Annotated in this window: 21 protein-coding genes and 1 tRNA gene; 15 read left to right on the top strand and 7 right to left on the bottom strand. The window is 66.0% G+C overall.

Features of this window, described 5'->3' with window-relative positions:
• Positions 1-15 precede the first annotated feature (15 nt).
• A tRNA-Leu gene (locus Q8S30_RS04830) sits at positions 16-100 on the bottom strand.
• A 186-nt stretch (positions 101-286) separates the two neighbouring features.
• Here Q8S30_RS04830 and Q8S30_RS04825 point away from each other — a divergent pair.
• Positions 287-787: a Hint domain-containing protein gene (locus tag Q8S30_RS04825; protein WP_305664904.1), complete on the top strand. Its 501-nt coding sequence runs from the start codon at positions 287-289 to the stop codon at positions 785-787.
• On the opposite strand, the gene Q8S30_RS04820 is transcribed toward Q8S30_RS04825, so the two are convergent.
• Positions 784-2,376, bottom strand: a complete 1,593-nt coding sequence (locus tag Q8S30_RS04820; protein WP_305664903.1) for an NAD(P)H-hydrate dehydratase — start codon at positions 2,374-2,376, stop codon at positions 784-786. The two genes, Q8S30_RS04825 and Q8S30_RS04820, sit on opposite strands and share 4 nt — an antisense overlap.
• Before the next feature lie 177 nt (positions 2,377-2,553).
• Between Q8S30_RS04820 and Q8S30_RS04815 the strand changes: the two genes are divergently transcribed.
• The 3 genes from Q8S30_RS04815 (at position 2,554) to Q8S30_RS04805 (ending at position 5,500) form a co-directional block, all read left to right on the top strand.
• Positions 2,554-2,892, top strand: coding sequence for a P-II family nitrogen regulator (locus Q8S30_RS04815; protein WP_161343796.1), 339 nt, complete (start codon positions 2,554-2,556; stop codon positions 2,890-2,892).
• Between the two features lie 66 nt (positions 2,893-2,958).
• Entirely contained in the window at positions 2,959-4,365 is a 1,407-nt protein-coding gene (gene glnA / locus Q8S30_RS04810) for a type I glutamate--ammonia ligase (RefSeq protein ID WP_305664902.1), read from the top strand.
• A 241-nt stretch (positions 4,366-4,606) separates the two neighbouring features.
• Positions 4,607-5,500: a hypothetical protein gene (locus tag Q8S30_RS04805; RefSeq protein WP_305664901.1), complete on the top strand. Its 894-nt coding sequence runs from the start codon at positions 4,607-4,609 to the stop codon at positions 5,498-5,500.
• Positions 5,501-5,510: 10 nt separating this feature from the next.
• On the opposite strand, the gene Q8S30_RS04800 is transcribed toward Q8S30_RS04805, so the two are convergent.
• Positions 5,511-6,296: a DUF3445 domain-containing protein gene (locus Q8S30_RS04800; RefSeq protein ID WP_305664900.1), complete on the bottom strand. Its 786-nt coding sequence runs from the start codon at positions 6,294-6,296 to the stop codon at positions 5,511-5,513.
• A gap of 213 nt (positions 6,297-6,509) precedes the next feature.
• On the opposite strand from Q8S30_RS04800, the gene purB reads away from it, so the two are divergent.
• The 8 genes from purB (at position 6,510) to Q8S30_RS04760 (ending at position 14,725) form a co-directional block, all read left to right on the top strand.
• Entirely contained in the window at positions 6,510-7,817 is a 1,308-nt protein-coding gene (purB, locus tag Q8S30_RS04795; RefSeq protein ID WP_305664899.1) for an adenylosuccinate lyase, read from the top strand.
• A 118-nt stretch (positions 7,818-7,935) separates the two neighbouring features.
• Complete coding sequence (locus tag Q8S30_RS04790) at positions 7,936-8,100, top strand: adenylosuccinate lyase (RefSeq protein ID WP_305664898.1); 165 nt, start codon at positions 7,936-7,938, stop codon at positions 8,098-8,100.
• An 85-nt stretch (positions 8,101-8,185) separates the two neighbouring features.
• On the top strand, positions 8,186-9,301 hold the full coding sequence (locus tag Q8S30_RS04785) for a flagellar motor switch protein FliG (protein WP_305664897.1): 1,116 nt from the start codon (positions 8,186-8,188) through the stop codon (positions 9,299-9,301).
• 192 nt (positions 9,302-9,493) lie between these two features.
• Positions 9,494-10,423 (top strand): class I fructose-bisphosphate aldolase, encoded by a 930-nt coding sequence (locus Q8S30_RS04780; protein WP_305664896.1) that lies wholly within the window; start codon positions 9,494-9,496, stop codon positions 10,421-10,423.
• A gap of 129 nt (positions 10,424-10,552) precedes the next feature.
• Entirely contained in the window at positions 10,553-10,855 is a 303-nt protein-coding gene (locus tag Q8S30_RS04775) for a septum formation initiator family protein (RefSeq protein WP_305664895.1), read from the top strand.
• 126 nt (positions 10,856-10,981) lie between these two features.
• Positions 10,982-11,992, top strand: a complete 1,011-nt coding sequence (pdhA, locus tag Q8S30_RS04770) for a pyruvate dehydrogenase (acetyl-transferring) E1 component subunit alpha (protein WP_305664894.1) — start codon at positions 10,982-10,984, stop codon at positions 11,990-11,992.
• Between the two features lie 11 nt (positions 11,993-12,003).
• Positions 12,004-13,383: a pyruvate dehydrogenase complex E1 component subunit beta gene (locus tag Q8S30_RS04765; RefSeq protein WP_305664893.1), complete on the top strand. Its 1,380-nt coding sequence runs from the start codon at positions 12,004-12,006 to the stop codon at positions 13,381-13,383.
• Positions 13,384-13,393: 10 nt separating this feature from the next.
• Entirely contained in the window at positions 13,394-14,725 is a 1,332-nt protein-coding gene (locus Q8S30_RS04760) for a pyruvate dehydrogenase complex dihydrolipoamide acetyltransferase (RefSeq protein WP_305664892.1), read from the top strand.
• Between the two features lie 63 nt (positions 14,726-14,788).
• Here Q8S30_RS04760 and Q8S30_RS04755 read toward each other — a convergent pair whose 3' ends face one another.
• The gene (locus Q8S30_RS04755; RefSeq protein WP_305664891.1) at positions 14,789-15,556 is read right to left on the bottom strand and encodes an SDR family NAD(P)-dependent oxidoreductase; all 768 of its coding nucleotides are present in this window, start codon (positions 15,554-15,556) and stop codon (positions 14,789-14,791) included.
• A 62-nt stretch (positions 15,557-15,618) separates the two neighbouring features.
• On the opposite strand from Q8S30_RS04755, the gene Q8S30_RS04750 reads away from it, so the two are divergent.
• On the top strand, positions 15,619-16,587 hold the full coding sequence (locus tag Q8S30_RS04750) for an AraC family transcriptional regulator N-terminal domain-containing protein (protein WP_305664890.1): 969 nt from the start codon (positions 15,619-15,621) through the stop codon (positions 16,585-16,587).
• Between the two features lie 7 nt (positions 16,588-16,594).
• Here the strand turns inward: Q8S30_RS04750 and Q8S30_RS04745 are convergent, their stop codons facing one another.
• Positions 16,595-17,455 carry a glycosyltransferase family A protein gene (locus Q8S30_RS04745; RefSeq protein WP_305664889.1) on the bottom strand — a complete coding sequence of 287 codons (861 nt, stop codon included), beginning with the start codon at positions 17,453-17,455 and terminating at the stop codon, positions 16,595-16,597.
• Between the two features lie 50 nt (positions 17,456-17,505).
• On the bottom strand, positions 17,506-18,312 hold the full coding sequence (cysE, locus tag Q8S30_RS04740) for a serine O-acetyltransferase (protein WP_305664888.1): 807 nt from the start codon (positions 18,310-18,312) through the stop codon (positions 17,506-17,508).
• Positions 18,313-18,556: 244 nt separating this feature from the next.
• On the opposite strand from cysE, the gene Q8S30_RS04735 reads away from it, so the two are divergent.
• On the top strand, positions 18,557-18,832 hold the full coding sequence (locus Q8S30_RS04735) for a hypothetical protein (protein ID WP_305664887.1): 276 nt from the start codon (positions 18,557-18,559) through the stop codon (positions 18,830-18,832).
• A 15-nt stretch (positions 18,833-18,847) separates the two neighbouring features.
• Here the strand turns inward: Q8S30_RS04735 and Q8S30_RS04730 are convergent, their stop codons facing one another.
• Positions 18,848-19,255: a response regulator gene (locus Q8S30_RS04730; RefSeq protein ID WP_305664886.1), complete on the bottom strand. Its 408-nt coding sequence runs from the start codon at positions 19,253-19,255 to the stop codon at positions 18,848-18,850.
• Positions 19,256-19,764: 509 nt separating this feature from the next.
• Here Q8S30_RS04730 and Q8S30_RS04725 point away from each other — a divergent pair.
• Positions 19,765-19,938 carry a DUF1328 domain-containing protein gene (locus tag Q8S30_RS04725; RefSeq protein ID WP_305664885.1) on the top strand — a complete coding sequence of 58 codons (174 nt, stop codon included), beginning with the start codon at positions 19,765-19,767 and terminating at the stop codon, positions 19,936-19,938.
• Positions 19,939-19,959 lie beyond the last annotated feature (21 nt).

The following is a 19,959-nucleotide window of genomic DNA, read 5'->3' as shown; positions in this document are numbered from 1 at the left end:
CGTCCTTTTTCAACCTGGTGCGGGTGGAGGGACTTGAACCCCCACGCCTTGCGGCGCCAGAACCTAAATCTGGTGCGTCTACCAGTTTCGCCACACCCGCAATACCGAAGGAGCGGCCCTCCCGTAAGACCGCTTCCAAATCCGCGCCCTTCTAGCAACTCCGCCTAGCGGATGCGAGCGGAAAAAGCGGCCCGGCGGCGGCGATGAAAATGCTCGCCAGAAACGGGATCTTCACCTAATCTGGCAAAAAAATGCCCTAAGGCAGAGCAGTGACAGGAACAGGCCCATGACCGACAAGGATCAATGGCGCGCACCCGGCCGGCAAGCCGGTGCGGACGCATGCAGTATCGACAGGGATTTCAGCACAGGACTGGCGCGCGGCACGCGGGTGCTGACGCTCGAGGGCGCGCTGCCGGTGGACTATCTCTCGCCCGGTGACCGGGTGATCACGCGCGAGGGGGCGCGGGTGCTGCGTGGGCTGCGCGCCGGGCGCATCAGCGGCCAGATGGTGCGGCTGCGGGCCGGCGTTCTGGGGCTGGACCGGCCCGAGGGAGAGCTGCTGCTGGCGCCGGGCACCGGGGTGCTGATCCGCGACTGGCGGGCGCTGGCGCTTTATGGCGCCAAGCAGGCGGTGGTGCCGGTGCGGCGGCTGATCGACGGCGATTTCATCGCCCCGGTCAGCGTACAGGACCTGCCGGTCTATGCGCTGGAGTTTGACCGCCCGCAGGTGATCTATGCCGAGGGCATCGAGATCGAGGCGCTGCCGGCGCTGGTTACCGCGCGCTAGGTCAGGGACTTCAGCACGGCAGGCAGCCGTTCGGGCAGGTCCTCGGCAATCAGGCCGGGGCCGAAGTTGCGCGCCGCCTCGACATGCAGCCAAGCCGCTGTACTGGCGGCGCTGAACGGCTCCAGCCCGCGGGCGAGGAGGCCCGTGAGGATCCCCGCCAGCACATCCCCCGCCCCGGCCGTGGCGAGCCAAGGCGCGGACCGCTCGTAGACTGCGGCGTTGAGGACGGCGCGGCCGGAGGGGGCAGCGATCACGGTATCGGGGCCCTTGAGCAGGACGGTGCAGCCTGCACGGGCGGCGGCCTCGCGGGTGGCATCTACCTTTGAATAGGCCGGGCCGGTGGTGGCGGGCGCAGCCACCTTCGCCGCGATGTCCGGGAACAGCCGCGCGAACTCGCCGTCATGGGGGGTGAGAACGCAACCTGCGTGCAGCAGCGCGAACAGGTCTTCAGGCGCATCCGCGAAGGCGGTCAGCGCATCGGCATCCAGCACGGTCGCGCGCCTGGCGCGCAGCGCCACCGGCACCAGCTCCCGAGCCCGCTCCACCCCCAGCCCCGGGCCGAGGCAGAGCGCGTTGATGCGGATATCCTCCAGCAACGCGGCCAAAGCTCCCGCTTCGGTCTCCCCCCGCAGCGGGCGCAGCATGATCGCATCGAGCCGCGCCGCGTTCTCGATCAGCGCCGAGGCTGGGCAGGCGACGGTGACCAGCCCCGCCCCGATGCGCAGCGCGCCGCGGGCGGCGAGGCGGGCCGCGCCCCCGCGCCCGACGCCGCCGGAGAGGATGAGGGCGTGGCCGTGGTGGTATTTGTGGCTGTCCGCACCTTTTCCAAGCCCGCTTAGATAGTCTGGGCCAGTCAGGCGGGCGATGCTTGCCTGCTCCTCACGCCGCCACTGATGATCCGCAAGTCCGATCGACTTTACGACCAGCTTTCCACAGGCCCACGGCCCGTCTCCGAGGTAGTGCCCTAGCTTCGCGCGATGAAACGTCACCGTGAGGTGCGCGGTTGCGGCGAACCTGTAGTGCTCGTCTTCGTGGGGGAAGTCGCGACCACTATCGGCGCAGATCCCACTGGGGATATCGATGGCGACGATGGCTGGCCGCCCGATCTTGTGATGCGGCTCGACGGGGAAGCACTCGACCATATCCTCCATGTTCCAGAACAGATTTCCGAACTGCCGGAGCGGGCCCCTCAGCCCGATCCCGAACAGCGCATCGACAAGCAGGTCGCATTCCCAGCCGCCCGGCCGGTCATAATCCGAACCCACCTCCCCCATCCCGCACCATCGCTCATAATTCACCCGCGCATTCGGCGGCAGCTTGCCCGGATCGCCGTAGAGGAACACCTCCACCTCCCAGCCCCAGCCCTTCAACAGCCGCGCCACCACGAACCCGTCGCCGCCGTTGTTGCCCGGCCCGCAGAGCACCACCGCGCGGTGCGGGGCGACCGCCAATGCCGGCCATTCGGCGAAGACCGCTTCGACCACGCCCTGCCCTGCCCGCTCCATAAGCTCCAACCCGGTGACGTGGCCCGAGGCGATGGCGGCGGCCTCGATGGCGCGCATTTGGGCAGATGTCAGGATCTCGGTCATGGTTCCGCCCGTGTTTTTCGCAAACCGCCCACGCCACAGACAGGTTGCACATTTTTTAATCGCACCCCACGGATTCCCGCCAAGGGACCGCAGGTGTCCAGCCTACCCAATTGTGGCGCTGCTGTGAAAGTGGTCTGACACGGTTCCGACAGGTCTGTTACCCAAGGGAGTCGGCGGATGAAGAAGATCGAAGCGATCATCAAGCCCTTCAAGCTCGACGAAGTGAAGGAGGCCCTGCAAGAGGCAGGTGTCCAGGGGCTTTCGGTGATCGAAGTCAAGGGCTTCGGCCGCCAGAAGGGCCATACCGAACTCTACCGCGGTGCCGAATATGTGGTGGATTTCCTGCCCAAGGTGAAGATCGAGGTGGTGCTGGCCGACGACATGGTCGACGCTGCCATCGAGGCCATCGTTTCGGCCGCGCGCACCGACAAGATCGGCGACGGGAAGATCTTTGTATCGACCGTCGAACAGGCGATCCGCATCCGCACCGGCGAGACCGGCGACGACGCGGTCTGACGACTTCGCGGGCCGCACCGGCAAGTGGCGGCCCCCAGTGCTCAATCGTAAAGGGAAGAAGGTCACATGAGCATCAAAGACGCCCTCCAGCTGATGAAGGATGAAGAGGTCGAATATGTCGACATCCGCTTCACCGATCCGCGTGGAAAACTTCAGCACGTGACCCTGGTCGCGGATCTGGTCGACGAGGAGTTCTTCGACGAAGGCTTCATGTTCGACGGCTCCTCGATTGCCGGCTGGAAATCCATCGATCAGTCCGACATGAAGCTGATCCTGGATCCGGAATCGGTCTATATCGACCCGTTCTATGCCGAGAAGACCATGTGCGTGCATTGCACCGTGGCCGAGCCCGACACCAACGAGCCCTACAGCCGTGACCCGCGCGGCACGGCGATCAAGGCCGAGGCCTACCTCAAGTCCTCGGGCATCGGCGACGCGTTCTATTGCGGGCCGGAAGCCGAGTTCTTCATTTTCGACGACGTGCGCTACAGCGTGAAGATGAACAAGGTCTCGTTCGAGGTCGACGCCGTCGACGGCGCCTGGAACACCGACACCCAGTATGAAATGGGCAACATGGGCCACCGCCCCGGCGTCAAGGGCGGCTACTTCCCGGTGAACCCGGTCGACCCGGCGCAGGACCTGCGCGGCGAGATGCTGAGCACCATGAAGCGCATGGGCATGAAGGTCGACAAGCACCACCACGAGGTTGCCTCGAACCAGCATGAACTCGGGCTGATCTTCGGGCCGCTGACCAAGCAGGCGGATGAGCTGCAGAAGTACAAATACGTCATCCACAACGTCGCCCATGCCTATGGCAAGTCGGTCACGTTCATGCCCAAGCCCATGAAGGGCGACAACGGCACCGGGATGCACGTCAACATGTCGATCTGGAAGGACGGCAAGCCGCTCTTCGCGGGCGACAAGTATGCCGACCTCTCGCAAGAGGCGCTGTGGTTCATTGGCGGCATCCTGATCCATGCCAAGGCGCTGAACGCGATCACCAACCCGTCCACCAACAGCTACAAGCGCCTGATCCCGGGCTTCGAAGCCCCGGTGCTGCGCGCGTACTCGGCCCGCAACCGCTCTGGCTGCGTCCGTATTCCGTGGACGGAATCGCCCAAGGCCAAGCGCGTGGAAGCCCGCTTCCCCGATCCGTCGGCGAACCCGTACCTCTGCTTCGCCGCCCTGCTGATGGCCGGCCTTGACGGGATCAAGAACAAGATCGATCCGGGCCCGGCATCGGACAAGGACCTCTACGACCTGCCGCCGGAAGAACTGGCGGAAATCCCGACCGTCTGCGGCTCGCTGCGCGAGGCCCTGGACGAGTTGGAGAAGGATCACGAGTTCCTGCTGGCTGGCGACGTGTTCACCAAGGACCAGCTCGACGGCTACATGGCGCTGAAGTGGGAAGAGGTTTACGCCTACGAGCACACGCCGCACCCGATCGAGTACATGATGTACTATTCCTGCTGATATCGGGAACAATGACAGCAAAGGGCGCCTTCGGGCGCCCTTTTCGTTTGCGCAACAATGCCCGGGACACTGCGGAAACCGTCGCGGATGGATCGAAGGAATGTTCTCGAATTCGCCTCAATCCTATCCCATTCGGAGCATATTCGATTCGTAATGTGAGAATGCACGAATAAGGAGAGTTCCGGCGATGCACCTGGCTTCAGCAACGATCGTCGCTACCCTGCTGTATAAAAAAACAATGTTGAGTGAGTTCGAAGACCTCATCGAGCAGTTCGACGAGGCTTTCCGCAGCAGGCCACGCGCAAGCTATCACCACGGTCGTCCCTATGACGACTTTGCCACCTTCCAGATCGACGGCGCCCGCGTCGTGCTGGCCTATTGCGATCAGCCGACCGAGGGGTTCGCCTCTGGCCATCAGGCCGGTCTGGTGCTGGCGGTCAGCTTCGGGGTGAACGAAGGGCAGCCGCTGGTGCTGGCCGAGCGGCGCGAGGCGCTGTGCCGGTCGATCGCGGACAAGGTCGCCGCGCGCTATCCGGCCGATCTGACGCTGTGGAGCGAGACCGGCGGCGAGTTCGGGCCCGACGAGTTCGACGGGATCGTGCGCGACATCTGCCGGGTGCAGATGGAGGTGCCAGAGACCGAAGCCGGCGCCGACATCGCGCCAGACGCTGTGCCCGAGGCTGCGCCGGAATCTGTGCCAGAATCTGTGCCAGAATCTGTGGTCGAGCCTGTGGCCGAGGTCACGCCGATCCCGGCGCGGCAGCCCGCCGCAGCCAAGCTTGCCGCCGCGCGGATCAAGGCCAAGCTGCGCCCTGCCCCATCCGAAGCCTTCGCCAATTCGCAGCCCGACCTGCCGCATCCGATGGTGTCCGAGGCGGCGCGGATCCGCGATGCCCTTTATACCGGCGAGACGCCAGAGCGCCGGGCCAAGGCACCGCTGCCGCAGCGGCTGACGCTTTACTCGATGAACATCACGCTGATCATCGTGGCGGCGCCGGTCGGTGCGGCCCTGCTGACCTACAACGCCCTTGGGCGCGAGGATATGCGGCTGACCGCGCGGGCGATGGCCCTGACCGGCTTTGCAGTGGCGCTGTCTCAATCCTCGCTGGGGGCGGCGCTGATTCAGATGATCTGAAAACCAGAGATCAGGCGGCGTGGCGGATCGGGAACTCCCGCAGCAATGCCGCCTGCTCCGCGCTCAGCGCCTCGGGGCGCAGCACATAGGTGTGGACCGAGAAGACCACTGCCCGCGTCTGCGGCAGCCGCAGCAGACATTGCCGTTCGACCCGTAAGAAGGGCAGATCGCCGGTGATCGCCCGGCCCATCGCCTCGGTCCTGGGGTTGAACAGCGGCGCGTTGGAATGGTGGGCGGTGCCGCGCACCAGCGGCCGCCCCGGCTGCACCCCGTCCAGCAGGCGCTGCACGCGTTTGGCAACATCCTCCGTATAGATCGCCACCGGCACATGGATGCGGCCCATGGGCTGGCCGAACTTCTCGGCCAGCGTCCAGCCTGCCGGAAAGCACAGGACCGCCCCGGCCAGCACATGCTCGGTTTCGCCGGGCAGCATCAGCATCAGATCCTCTTGCACCAGCCGCCCCAGCGTCAGCAGCGGCTGCCCTGGGTCCAGCGGCACCGTCATCCCGTCGGGGCGCAGGGCGGTGTCCGTGCCGATGGAAAAGCCGAGCCCCGGCAGCAGCGGCAGCAGCATCTCGTAAAGCTCCTCCGCCGCGGGGCGCGCGGCGTCGGTCAGCGCATGGACCGCCTCCGGCCGCTCCGCGATCAAAGCGTCCCGCAGCGCCATCTGACCGCCATAGGCATCGTCGATGTCGAGCCACTCGGCCATGTCGAGCGGCAGGATCCCCGGCAGCCGCCGCGTGCGCGGATCGGCCCAGGGGGCGAAGGGAAGACGGGATTGCAGGACGGTGCTCATGCATGCCAGCGTAGCGCTGCGTTGCGGCGGGGGAAAGCCGGGCAGCGACGTGCCTGGCCTGTTTGCGGCGCGCGCGTGGCTGGCAGGCGGGGGCTTCGCGCCCCCGCACCCCGCGGGATATTTGTCCCAGCAAGAAGGGGGAGGCGCGACCTTGCGGCAAGGGGGGGTTTGGGGGTAACAGACCCGCGACCCCAGTTGCCAAAGGACACCCCGATGATCCCGCGCTATTCCCGCCCCGAAATGGTCGCCATCTGGTCGCCCGAGACCAAGTTCCGCATCTGGTACGAGATCGAGGCCCATGCCTGCGACGCGCAGGCCGCGCTCGGCGTGATCCCCAAGGCCAATGCCGAGGCGGTGTGGAAAGCCCGCGACGTGACCTTTGACGTGGCGCGGATCGACGAGATCGAGGCCGTCACCAAGCATGACGTGATCGCCTTCCTGACGCATCTGGCCGAGCATATCGGCGCCGATGACGCGCGCTTCGTGCATCAGGGCATGACCTCGTCCGACGTGCTGGATACCACGCTGAACCTGCAGCTGGTGCGCGCGGCCGATCTGCTGCTGGCGGATATGGACCGGGTGCTGGCGGCGCTGAAGGCCCGCGCGATGGAGCACAAGGACACCGTCCGCATCGGGCGCAGCCATGGCATCCATGCCGAGCCGACGACCATGGGCCTGACCTTCGCGCGCTTCTACGCCGAAATGGCGCGCGGCAAGGCGCGGCTGGTGGCGGCCCGGGCCGAGGTGGCGACCGGCGCGATTTCGGGCGCGGTCGGCACCTTTGCCAATATCGACCCGGCGGTGGAAGAGCATGTCTGCAAGATGCTGGGCCTGACGCCCGAGCCGATCAGCACGCAGGTGATCCCGCGTGACCGGCATGCGATGTTCTTTGCGACGCTGGGGGTGATTGCGTCGAGCATCGAGAATATCGCCATCGAGATCCGCCACATGCAGCGCACCGAGGTGCTGGAGGCCGAGGAATTCTTCAGCCCCGGCCAGAAGGGCTCTTCTGCCATGCCGCACAAGCGCAACCCGGTGCTGAGCGAGAACCTGACGGGGCTTGCGCGGCTGGTGCGGATGTCGGTGGCGCCGGCGATGGAGAATGTGGCGTTGTGGCATGAGCGCGATATCTCGCATTCGAGCGTGGAACGCGCCATCGGGCCGGACACCACCATCACCCTCGACTTCGCGCTGAACCGGCTGGCTGGGCTGATCGAGAAGCTGGTGATCTATCCCGAGACGATGCTGGCCAATATGAACAAGTTCAAGGGGTTGGTCATGAGCCAGCGGGTGCTGCTGGCGCTGACGCAGGCGGGCGTGTCGCGCGAGGACAGCTACCGGCTGGTGCAAAGGAATGCGATGAAGGTCTGGGAGAAGGGCGCGGATTTCAAGACCGAGCTTCTGGCCGATGCCGAGGTGACCGCGGCGCTGAGCCCGGCCGAGATCGAGGAAAAGTTCGACCTTGGCTATCACACCAAGCATGTCGACACGATCTTTGCGCGGGTCTTCGGGGCCGAGTGACGCCCCCGGGGCTGCCCGCACGGGGCGGCCCCGCACCCTCTGTCACGGCGCTGTGATTTTGCGAGAATCGGCAGCGCATGGTCCCCTCGAAGATGGACCGAACAGAGGAGGTTCCCAGATGACCACCCGTGCTTTGACCACCACCCTTGCCGCGCTGTGCCTGTCCTTGCTGCCGATGGCGGCCTCTGCCGCTGGTTGCGGCCATGACGAGGCCCGCATGAGCTGCGCCACCGGCACCGCCTGGGACGAGGCAACGAAGGCCTGCATCGCCACCACCAGCTGATTCACGACCAGTTGAATGAGGTAACGCGGCCTTAAGGGCGTGGCGTCCAGACTGCCCCCGATAAGCGGGTTGCAGGAGGATCTGGATGGCGGGCTTCACCCCCCTCGCATCCTTGGGAAACGGGGCAGGATTTGGCGGTGGCGGGTTTGCGGGCAAGGGGTTTGACCTGCCCAGCCTTGGCGCTGGCTCTGGCGGGGGCATTGTCGCCGATCTGACCGGGCCGCAAAAGGTGGCCATCATCGTGCGACTGCTGTTGGCCGAGGGCGCCGAGCTGCCGCTGACCCGGCTGCCCGACCATCTGCAGGCCGCGATCACCCAGGAAATCGGCCGGATGCGCAGCGTGAACCGCGCCACGCTTGACGCTGTGATCCAGGAGTTTTCCGAAGGTATCGAAAGCATCGGGCTGTCCTTTCCCGGAGGCCTGGACGGTGCGTTGAGCCTGCTGGACGGGCATCTGTCGCCCGCCACCTCCAGCCGGCTGCGGCGCATGGCGGGCGCGACCGGCATGTCCGACCCGTGGGAGCGGATCGCGGGGCTGGAGCCGGACCGGCTGCTGCCGGTGCTGGAGGAGGAGAGTACCGAGATCGGCGCGGTGCTGCTGTCGAAACTTGCCGTATCGAAAGCCGCCGATCTGCTGGGTCGCCTGCCTGGTGACAAGGCCCGCCGCATCACCTATGCCGTGTCGCTGACCGGGAATGTCGATCCCGATACGGTGCGCCGCATCGGCCTGTCGCTGGCCTCGCAGCTGGATGCGCAGCCGGCACGCGCCTTCGATACCGGGCCGGTGGAGCGGGTGGGGGCGATCCTGAACTACTCGGCCGCCTCGACCCGCGATGATGTGCTGAAGGGGCTGGAGGAGGAGGATGCCGGCTTTGCCGAACAGGTGCGCCGCGCGATCTTTACCTTCACCAATATCCCGGTGCGGATCGACGCGCGCGATATCCCGAAGGTGATCCGCAATGTCGATCAGGCGGTGCTGGTGACGGCACTGGCCGGTGCGCGCGGCGCGGATCTTGCCGCGGCAGAGTTCATCCTGGCAAACATGTCGCAGCGGATGGCGACCAGCCTGCGCGACGAGATGGCGAACCTTGGCAAGGTCAAGGACAAGGATGCCGAAGCGGCGATGGCCACAGTGGTGACCGCGATCCGCGAGATGGAAGCGGCAGGCGAGCTGTTCCTGGTGGCGGGGGATGAGGAATAGCGTTTATCACAGTCATGCGTCGCCGCAGCGCAGCATCGGCAAAATCGGCGGAAACTTGCCCGCGTTGTGCCCCTTCTGGGCCGCCCGCGCGGAAAATACCACGCCCGGCGCGTCGTTAGCGCCACCACGATTGCGCGATGCCGCAGGCGCACATAGACCTGCGTCAAGTCCATTCCAGTCGAGGAGACGACAATGCGCGCGACGAGAACCGTTCAGAAGATCCTGTCGAATTACGAGGGCGACAATGCCGGCGTGAAGGGCAACCTCTGCCGGATGCTGATGGAAGGCAAGCTCGGCGGCACCGGCAAGATGATCATCCTGCCGGTCGACCAAGGCTTTGAACACGGCCCGGCCCGCACCTTTGCGCCGAACCCGGCCGGCTATGACCCCCATTACCACTACCAGCTGGCGATCGACGCGGGCCTCAACGCCTACGCCGCCCCGCTGGGGATGCTGGAAGCCGGGTCCGACACCTTCGCCGGCCAGATCCCGACGATCCTGAAATGCAACAGCGCCAACAGCCTGATGTCCGACACCTGCGGCAAGAACCAGGCCGTCACCGCCAGCGTCGATGACGCGCTGCGCCTTGGCTGCGCTGCCATCGGCTTCACCATCTATCCGGGCTCGGACTCGCAGATCGAGATGTACGAAGAAATCGTGCAGATGCGCAAAGAGGCCGCCGCCAAGGGCATCGCCACGGTGATCTGGTCCTATCCGCGCGGCGAGGCGATCAGCAAGGATGGCGAAACCGCCATCGACGTGGCCGCCTATGCCGCGCAGATCGCGGCGCTGATCGGCGCGCATATCATCAAGATCAAGCTCTCGACCGACCATCTGATGCTGGGCGAGGCCAAGAAGGTCTATGAAGCGCAGGGCATCGACATCGCCACGCAAGCCGCCCGCGTTCGGCACTGCATGGAGGCCAGCTTCAACGGCCGCCGCATCGTGGTGTTCTCGGGCGGCGCCAAGAAGGGCGAGGACTCGGTCTATGACGACGCCCGCGCGATCCGCGACGGCGGCGGCAACGGCTCGATCATCGGCCGCAACAGCTTCCAGCGGAGCCGCGAAGATGCGCTGGCGATGCTGGCCAAGCTGGTCGACATCTACAAGGGCCGCGCCTGATCCGAGGCGCCCTGCCCCGGTAACGCTTCCCCCGCGCAAGCCATGTTTGCGCGGGGTTTTCTTTGCGAATCGCCTGTGGCATGATTCGAACGGCAAAGGCCCGCAACAGATGGGCCAAAGAGGTAAATGATGAGCGGATCCAAAAATCGGCCGGCGCTTGGCGCCCTCTTCTTCTTCGCCCTCGCGCTCGTGCTGGGGGGCTACTTCACCTTCGCCGCCGTGCAGGGTGACTACGGCGTGTTCCGCCGGGTGCAGCTCAGCGCCGAGGCCGAACAGCTGACCGATGAGCGTGACCGGCTGCGGCTGGAAGTGGCGCGGATGGAGAATCTGACGCTGCGCCTGTCCGACGATTACCTTGACCTCGATCTGCTGGATGAACGCGCCCGGGCGACCTTGGGGCTGGTGCGCGGCGACGAGATCGTCATCCGCTAAGGCGCGGATTGGCGCAGACGGCTTCCCCTGCGGCAAACGGGACTGGCTCTTGGCTCTGGGATCGGATATGGATGGTTTAACGTTGAACTATCTGCCGCCACCCAGCCGACACGGAGGTTCCCCGCAATGGCCGCGCGCAAAGTCCCTGATTTGCCGAACGTCTCGAAAGACGACCTGCTCAAGTATTACCGCGAGATGCTGCTGATCCGCCGATTCGAGGAAAAGGCCGGCCAGCTCTATGGCATGGGTCTGATCGGCGGCTTCTGCCACCTCTATATCGGCCAAGAAGCGGTGGTTGTCGGCCTCGAGGCTGCGGCCGAGGAAGGCGACAAGCGCATCACCTCCTACCGCGACCACGGCCATATGCTGGCCTGCGGCATGGACCCGAAGGGCGTGATGGCAGAGCTGACCGGCCGCGAGGGGGGCTACTCCCGCGGCAAGGGCGGCTCGATGCACATGTTCTCCAAGGAAAAGCACTTCTACGGCGGCCACGGCATCGTCGGCGCCCAGGTGCCACTGGGGGCCGGCCTCGCCTTTGCCGACAAGTACAAGGGCAATGGCCGCGTCACCTTCACCTATTTCGGGGACGGCGCAGCCAACCAGGGCCAAGTCTACGAGACCTACAACATGGCCGAGCTGTGGGACCTGCCGGTGGTCTTCGTGATCGAGAACAACCAGTATGCGATGGGCACCAGCGTCAAACGCTCGACCAAGTCGCCCTCGCTATGGCAGCGCGGTGCTGCCTACGGGATCGAGGGCGAGGCGGTGGACGGCATGGACGTGCTGGCAGTCAAGGAAGCCGGCGAGCGCGCCGTGGCCTACTGCCGCGCCGGCAAGGGCCCCTATATCCTCGAGGTGATGACCTACCGCTACCGCGGACACTCGATGTCGGACCCGGCCAAGTATCGCTCGCGCGAGGAAGTCCAGAAGATGCGCGAAGAGCGTGACGCCATCGAACATGTGCGCGATCTGCTGATGCAGGGCGGCCACGCCACCGATGAGGACCTGAAGGCGATCGACAAGGAGATCAAGGCGATCGTCAACGAGGCCGCCGAATTCGCCAAGGACAGCCCCGAGCCGGACCCGGCCGAGCTGTGGACCGACATCTACGCCGACGCGGCGCCGCAGACCGCCTGAGGGAGAGACACATGGCAACCGAAATCCTGATGCCCGCGCTGTCGCCCACGATGGAAGAAGGCACGCTGGCGAAATGGCTGGTCAAGGAGGGCGACACCGTCACCTCTGGCATGATCCTGGCCGAGATCGAAACCGACAAGGCCACGATGGAATTCGAGGCCGTCGATGAAGGCACCATCGGCAAGCTGCTGGTGGCCGAGGGTACAAGCGGCGTGAAGGTGAACACCGCCATTGCCCTGCTGCTGGCCGAGGGCGAGGATGCCTCGGCCGAAGCGCCCAAGGCCGCGGAAGCCGCCGCGCCAAAGGCCGATGCACCGAAGCCCGAGGCCAAGGTGACCTCGGCCGTCGAAACCCCGCCCCACCCCGCACGCGCCGCCGACACCACGCCCGACTGGCCCGAAGGCACCAAGATGAAGACCATGACCGTGCGGGAAGCCCTGCGCGAGGCGATGGCCGAAGAGATGGAGCGCGACGAGACCGTGTTCCTGATGGGCGAAGAGGTCGGCGAGTATCAGGGCGCCTACAAGATCAGCCAGGGCCTGCTCGACCAGTTCGGCGCCAAGCGGGTGATCGACACCCCGATCACCGAACATGGCTTTGCCGGCATCGCGGTCGGCGCTGCCTTTGGCGGCCTGCGCCCCATCGTCGAGTTCATGACCTTCAACTTCGCCATGCAGGCGATTGACCACATCATCAACTCGGCAGCGAAAACGCTCTATATGTCGGGCGGCCAGATGGGCGCACCGATGGTGTTCCGCGGCCCGAACGGCGCCGCCGCCCGCGTCGGCGCACAGCACAGCCAGGACTATGCCGCCTGGTATGCGATGGTGCCGGGCCTCAAGGTGGTGATGCCCTATTCCGCCGCCGATGCCAAAGGCCTGATGAAGACCGCGATCCGCGATCCGAACCCGGTGATCTTCCTGGAAAACGAGATCCTCTATGGCCGCAGCTTCGACGTGCCGGTGCTCGAGGATTTCACCATCCCCTTCGGGAAGGCCAAGATCTGGCGCGAGGGCACGGATGTGACCATCGTCAGCTTCGGCATCGGCGTGGCGCATTCGCTCGAGGCCGCCGACAAGCTGGCCAAGGAAGGAATCAGCGCCGAGGTCATCGACCTGCGCACGCTGCGCCCGCTCGACTATGACACCGTCCTCACCTCGGTCATGAAGACCAACCGCTGCGTGACGGTGGAAGAGGGCTGGCCCGTCGGGTCCATCGGCAACCACCTGTCGGCCACGATCATGGAACGCGCCTTCGACTATCTGGACGCGCCGGTGATCAACTGCACCGGCAAGGACGTGCCGATGCCCTATGCCGCGAACCTGGAAAAACTGGCGATCCTCACCTCGGACGAGGTGGTGGCCGCTGTGAAAAAAGTGACCTACCGCTGAGGAGGGGACAATGGCGACCGAAATCCTGATGCCCGCGCTGTCCCCGACGATGGAGGAAGGGACACTGGCGAAATGGCTGGTCAAGGAGGGCGACACCGTCACCTCCGGCCAGATCCTTGCCGAGATCGAAACCGACAAGGCCACGATGGAATTCGAGGCCGTGGACGAGGGGATCGTCGGCAAGCTGCTGGTGGCCGAAGGCACCAGCGGCGTGAAGGTCAACGCGGCGATTGCCGTGCTGCTGGACGAGGGCGAGGCGATGCCCGAGGCCGGTGCGGCAAAGGCCGAAGCGCCCAAGACTGACGCCAAGGCCGATACTGCGGAAACGGTGGAAGCCAAGGCGACCACGCCCGCCGCGGCGCGGGGCTCTGCCCCCGCGCCGAAATCCGGTGATGGCACCCGCGTCTTCGCCTCGCCGCTGGCGCGGCGCATCGCGGCGGACAAGGGGCTGGACCTTGCTACGCTCACCGGATCGGGCCCGCGCGGCCGGATCGTGAAGGCCGATGTCGAGGCGCAGGGCTCTGCCGCCGCAGCGCCCAAAGCCGCCGCGGCCCCTGCCCCGGCTGCCACCCCGGCCCCGGCCAAACCCGCCGCCGCCGGCATGCCGCAGGGCATGAGCGCCGACACCGTCCGCAAGATCTACGCGGACCGCGAGCACACCGAAGTCACCCTCGACGGGATGCGCAAGACCATCGCCGCCCGCCTGACCGAGGCCAAGCAGACCATCCCGCATTTCTACCTGCGGCGCGAGGTCCGGCTCGATGCGCTGATGGCCTTCCGCGAAACCCTGAACGGCCAGATCGCCGCGCGCGGGATCAAGCTGTCGGTCAATGACTTCATCATCAAGGCCTGTGCGCTCGCGCTGCAAGCCGTGCCCGATGCCAACGCGGTCTGGGCCGGCGACCGGATCCTGAAGCTGAAACCCTCGGACGTGGCGGTTGCCGTGGCCATCGAGGGCGGGCTGTTCACCCCGGTGCTCAAGGACGCGCACCAGAAATCGCTCTCGGCCCTCTCGGCCGAGATGAAGGACCTCGCGGGGCGCGCCCGCAACAAGAAGCTCGCCCCGCATGAATATCAGGGCGGCAGCTTCGCCATCTCCAACCTCGGCATGTTCGGGATCGAGAATTTCGATGCCGTCATCAACCCGCCCCATGGCGCGATCCTCGCCGTCGGTGCCGGGCTGAAAAAGCCGGTCGTTGGCAAGGATGGCCAGATCGAGGTGGCGACGATGATGTCGATGACGCTCTCGGTCGATCACCGCGTCATCGACGGCGCCCTTGGCGCCGAGCTGATGAAGGCGATTGTCGAGAACCTCGAAAACCCGATGGCGATGCTGGCGTAAGGCCGCGCCACCCGAACGCAAAAAGGGCCGCCCTTACCGGGGCGGCCCTTTTCCATGTCAGGGTTACAGCAGCATCCCGCCCGAAACCTCGATCCGCTGGCCGGTCATCCAGCCCATCTCGCCCATCAGCAGGCTGGAAATCGCACCGCCGATGTCATCGGGCAGGCCGGCGCGGCCCATTGCCGTCTGGCTGGCGATATACTGGTTAAGCTCGGCCACATCCCGCACTGCGCCGCCGCCAAAATCGGTCTCGATGGCGCCCGGCGCGACCACATTCACGGAAATCCCGCGTGGGCCAAGCTCGCGCGCCAGATAGCGGGTCATCACCTCGACCCCGCCCTTCATCGCCGCATAGGCCGCGTATCCGGGCAGCGAAAACCGCGCAAGGCCCGAGGAGATGTTCACGATCCGCCCGCCATCGCGGATCAACGGCAGCATCGCCTGCGTCAGGAAGAACACGCCCTTGAGGTGAACCGCCATCATGTCATCGAACTGCGCCTCGGTGGTGTCCGCAAAGGGCACGTTGATGCCGGTGCCGGCATTGTTCACCAGAAAGTCCAGCTGCGCATCGCCGCGCAGATCGGTCAGCGCCGCGCGCAGCCCGGTGCCGAACTCGGCAAACCCGCCGGTCTTGGCGGTGTCCAGCTGCAGCGCCAACGCCTTGCGGCCCATCGCCTCGATCTCGGCCACGGCGCTTGCCGCGTCCTCCTTGCGGCTGTGGAAAGTCAGCACGACATCGCAGCCCTTGCGGGCAAGATGCAGCGCAGTGTTGCGGCCAAGGCCACGGCTGCCGCCGGTGATCAGGGCAACGGGGGGGTGAAGATCGGTCATCGGAACTCTCCTTGTCTGGGGTGCCCCTCATCTAGCAGCGCCGGGCCGGGCCTGCGTGCCACATGCTCCGGCAGATCTGCCCGATCCTCCAAAGCTGCGGGTGCGGGCTGTGCGGCGCCCGCGCGCCGTGGCAGGATGGCGGGCAGGAGGCGATGCCCATGCCGGATCTGCTGATCGACCGTATCGTGACCCTTGCCGACGCCTCTGGCGCCGGCGACGTGCCCTTTGCCACGCTGGTGCCCGGCCTGTCGGTGGTGCGAACCCGTGCCCCGACCGAGCTTGTGCATATGGTCTATGCTCCGGTCTTCTGCCTGGTCCTCCAGGGCGAAAAGCAGATCGTCACCGGCCCCCGCAGCGTGGCCTTCGGGCGGATGGACTCGCTGATCGTCAGCCTCGACCTCCCGGCCCTGTCGCGCATCACGCTTGCCAGCGCCGCCGCCCCCTATGTGGCGCTGGCGCTGGAGCTGGACCCGGCGCTGCTGCGCGACCTTGCCGCGGAAATCCCGGCGCGCCCCCCGCGCGAGGCGCTGGCCTTTGCCACCGCGCCGGCAGATGCGGAAATCGCCGAGGCGATGGCCCGGCTGTTCTCCCTGTCGGACAAGCCCGAGGCGATCCCGATCCTCGCGCCGCTGATCCGGCAAGAGATCCACTATTGGCTGCTGAGCTCGGCCCACGGCGCGATGCTGCGCGATCTGGCCCATGCCGACAGCCGCGCCGCCGGCATCGCCCGCGCCATTGCCGCGATCCGGCAGGATTTCACCCAAACCCAGCCGGTCGCCAGCCTCGCACGCCTCGCGGGGATGAGCGTCTCGGCCTTCCATGACCATTTCCGCAACATCACCGGCACCTCGCCCCTGCAGTTCCAGAAGCAACTCAAGCTGGCCGCTGCGCGCCGGCTGATCCTGATGGGAGAGCTCTCGGTCGCCAGCACTGCCTTCGCCGTCGGCTATGAAAGCCCGACCCAGTTCAGCCGCGACTATTCCCGGCTGTTCGGTGCCTCGCCGCTGAAGGATCGCCAACTGGCGGCGTAAAGCGGGGTCACCCGCGGATCACCTCGATGACGCCGCCCTTGCCAGCCTCCTTGCGCAAGCGCAGGCCGAACTCGGCGTAGATCGCCGCGGCCTCGGCCGGATCCGTCACCTCGTTCTGCGCAAGATAGAGCAGTTTGTCATGGCCCCGGCGGCTCTGCATATTCTCGCCGTGGTTCACCAGATACATCATCGCCGGGAACGGGATCAGGCTCAGCGGGCGGCCAAGCCGGGCGCTGCGGCCGATGTAGTTCTTGTGGCCCTTGCCGATCAGCCGAAGATGGAAGGCGGGAAACTTCTGCCGCCCGAAATCGACGGCGAAATAGCCCGAAGATCCGCAATGCGTCCAGAAAGCCATCTCTCCCGTCCCCGTCCCCATGCGCGCAAGCCGGCCACTGCTGGCATCGAGCATATAGCCCTTCTCGACAAGATAGCCCGAGCCATTGTTGTCGGCCGCAATCCAGCCCGGCAGATCCGGGTGGATCAGGTCATCGGCATCCAGATGCGAGACATAGGTGAAGCCCTTGCAGGTCCGCGCCGCATGTTCCGCCAGCAGCCGGGCCTTGATGTTCTGGTCTGAGATGCCCTTTGACATGTCCTGCGGCGGCGCCTGCACGAATTGGTGGCGCGGACCATCGACAAAGCCCTCGGGTCGGTCCTGCGAGCACAGCAGCACCTTCCAGTTGGCATAGCGCACAGCTTCGATCGAGGCGAGCGTTTCGGCCAGCACGGCGCAGGCCCGCTCCCAGTCACCGGCATTGGCGCGGCCTACCATCGGGATCAGCCACAGGATCAGCGGATCGGTCTGGGGCGCCGGCGGGCCCAGAAACAGGGTCCGGTAGGCTCCGGCAAGCAGCAGTTTAGGGTGCATGAGGTCAGCCTGTGCGTGATGTGCGGGGTCCGGGCGGACCCGCCCCCTGTCTAGCCGCCCACCACCAGATGGTCCATCTGGATCGCCGGTTGCGGGCAGCCCGCCTCGCCCACCACCCGCGCCGGAACCCCGGCCATCGTGGTGCAGGGCGGCACATCGGTCAGCACCACCGAGCCTGCGGCGATCCGCGAGCAGCGCCCCACCGTGATATTCCCCAGCACCTTGGCCCCCGCGCCGATCAGCACCCCGTCGCCGATCTTCGGGTGGCGATCGCCATCTTCCTTGCCGGTGCCCCCCAGCGTCACCGAATGCAGCATAGAGACATTGTCGCCCACCACCGCGGTTTCGCCGATCACGATGGAATGGGCATGGTCGATCATGATCCCCTGCCCGATCCGCGCGCCGGGGTGGATATCGACGCCGAACACTTCCGACACCCGCATCTGCACGAAATAGGCCAGATCGCGGCGGCCCTGCTGCCACAGCCAATGGCCGATCCGGTAGGCCTGGATCGCCTGATAGCCCTTGAAGAACAGCACCGGCTGCAAGAAGCGGTGGCAGGCCGGGTCGCGGTCATGCACCGCCACAATATCGGCGCGGGCGGCGCGGCCGATTTCGGGCGCATCGACCAGCGCCGCATCGGCGATCTCGCGCAGGATCTGCTCGCTCATCTCGCCCGAGGCCAGCTTCAGCGAGAACCGGAAGGCCAGCGCCCGCTCCAGCGTGGCATGGTGCAGCAACCCCGAATGGATCAGCCCGCCCAGAAGCGGCTCATTCTTCACGGCGGCCTCGGCCTCTTCGCAGATGCGGCTCCAGACCGGGTCGATCTGGGCCAGTTTCGCTCTGGTTTCAGCCATCGCGCGTCCTCCGGGTTTTTCCTGATTATAGCAGATAGGACGAAGGGCGCACTTGTGAAAGAGCGGGCCCGCGGCAGGCTTTGCACAAAGCAGCGCCGTTGCAGCCCGCGTCTGTGGCGGAAAGGTCGCTTAACGCGCCAGTTTCTGCACTGCAGCATTTTGACGCCAAAGGGAGATAGCGAATATCCCCGAGCCGCGTTAGGCAGGTCTCAGGGCCGTCCCCGGCCCGTCATGAGGTCGATCCATGTTTTTCCTGCCCTTCATTCTACAAAGCGCGCTTCTGGCCTTCGAATCGCAGGTGGTGATCGAACAGCGCCTGACGATGATGGCGCGGGGCGATGCCGGCTCGCAGGATGAGGCGGTGCGGATGGTGGGCGAAAAGGTCGCGCTGGCCGCCCATGCCTGGCAGCATGGGGCGATGTCGCTGGCAACGGGCACCAGCCCCGATTCTGTGATGATGGCGACGGTCGCGCTTTACCGCGACGCCGTGGATGAAAACCGGCGGCGCCTGACCGCGTGATCCATCTGCGCGCGGTTACGCCGCGGCGACGGGCCCTTGCACGCCGCCACCTCTGCGCGAGGCCACGGCCTGCCGCAGCGCCGCTTCCAGATCATCGGGGCTGAACGGCTTTTCCAGCACGCTCGCCCGCGGATCGGCCTTCAGGTCCATCGCCATGTGGCCGGTCGCCAAAACCACCGGCACCCCCGCCTCCAGCAGCTTGCGCGCCAGATCGAGCGAGGACAGGCCCGAGCGCCCGATGCTCACATCCAGCAGCGCCAGGTCCGGCATTCCCTCGGCCATCGCCTTCTCGGCACCGGCCAGCGACGCGGCTGCGGCGATCTGCTCAAAGCCAAGGTCGCGCAGCACCTGCGATGTCTCCATCGCGATGATCGCCTCGTCTTCGAGGTAGAGGATGCGCAGGTCAGGAGGGGTCCAGGCCAAGGGCGGTGTCCATTCTAGATCTAGATACGGGGGGTCACGGGCAGGCGGTTAAGTTAACGGGTCGGAAGCGGGCAGTCGGGTCGGGAAGGCGTTGCCTTTCACGCAGTTCAGGCGGCCAGATCGGCCGGGTCGCAGTCAGCATCGATTTCTGAATGACGCATGTCGCAGGACAATGGTTCCCGCCTTCAGACTATGGCGCAACAAAATGTCCGCGGAAATCCCCCACGCCGCAGCGCCGCGCCAGATGCCGGAAACGTGCAGCGCCGATCCGCCGAGAACGCAGGGTTTCGGCTGAAACCGGCCGCTTCGGGCCAGGGGGGACCGCGCAGCGCCGCAAGCTAACCTCGGTAAGTGACAGCCGCGCAGGCCGCGAATACCCGTCTCGGCGCCGCCCACATCGTTCACGATCTGCGGAACCGGCGGGGGGCAGCAGCGTTTATATGCCAGAGGCGCGACCGGGTTGGCCGTGCCGGAGCAGTCTCTAACGACCTCTCAGAAGGAGTTGCACTATGCTTGGCTGGGCTCTCACATTCCTCGTCGTCGCGCTGATCGCTGGTGCGCTTGGCTTTGGCGGCATTGCCGGCGCCTCGGTCGGGATCGCCAAGATCCTGTTCTTCGTCTTCATCGTGCTGTTCGTGGTGGCGATGATCGCCCGCGCCCTGCGCGGCCAGCCGCCGGTCTGACGGCCGTTCTTCCGCGCTGGC

The sequence above is a fragment of the Frigidibacter sp. genome, assembly GCF_030695035.1.
Classification (GTDB): Bacteria; Pseudomonadota; Alphaproteobacteria; order Rhodobacterales; family Rhodobacteraceae; genus Frigidibacter.
Note: the sequence above shows the minus strand (reverse complement) of the source record. Positions and strands in the feature narration are given on the sequence as shown.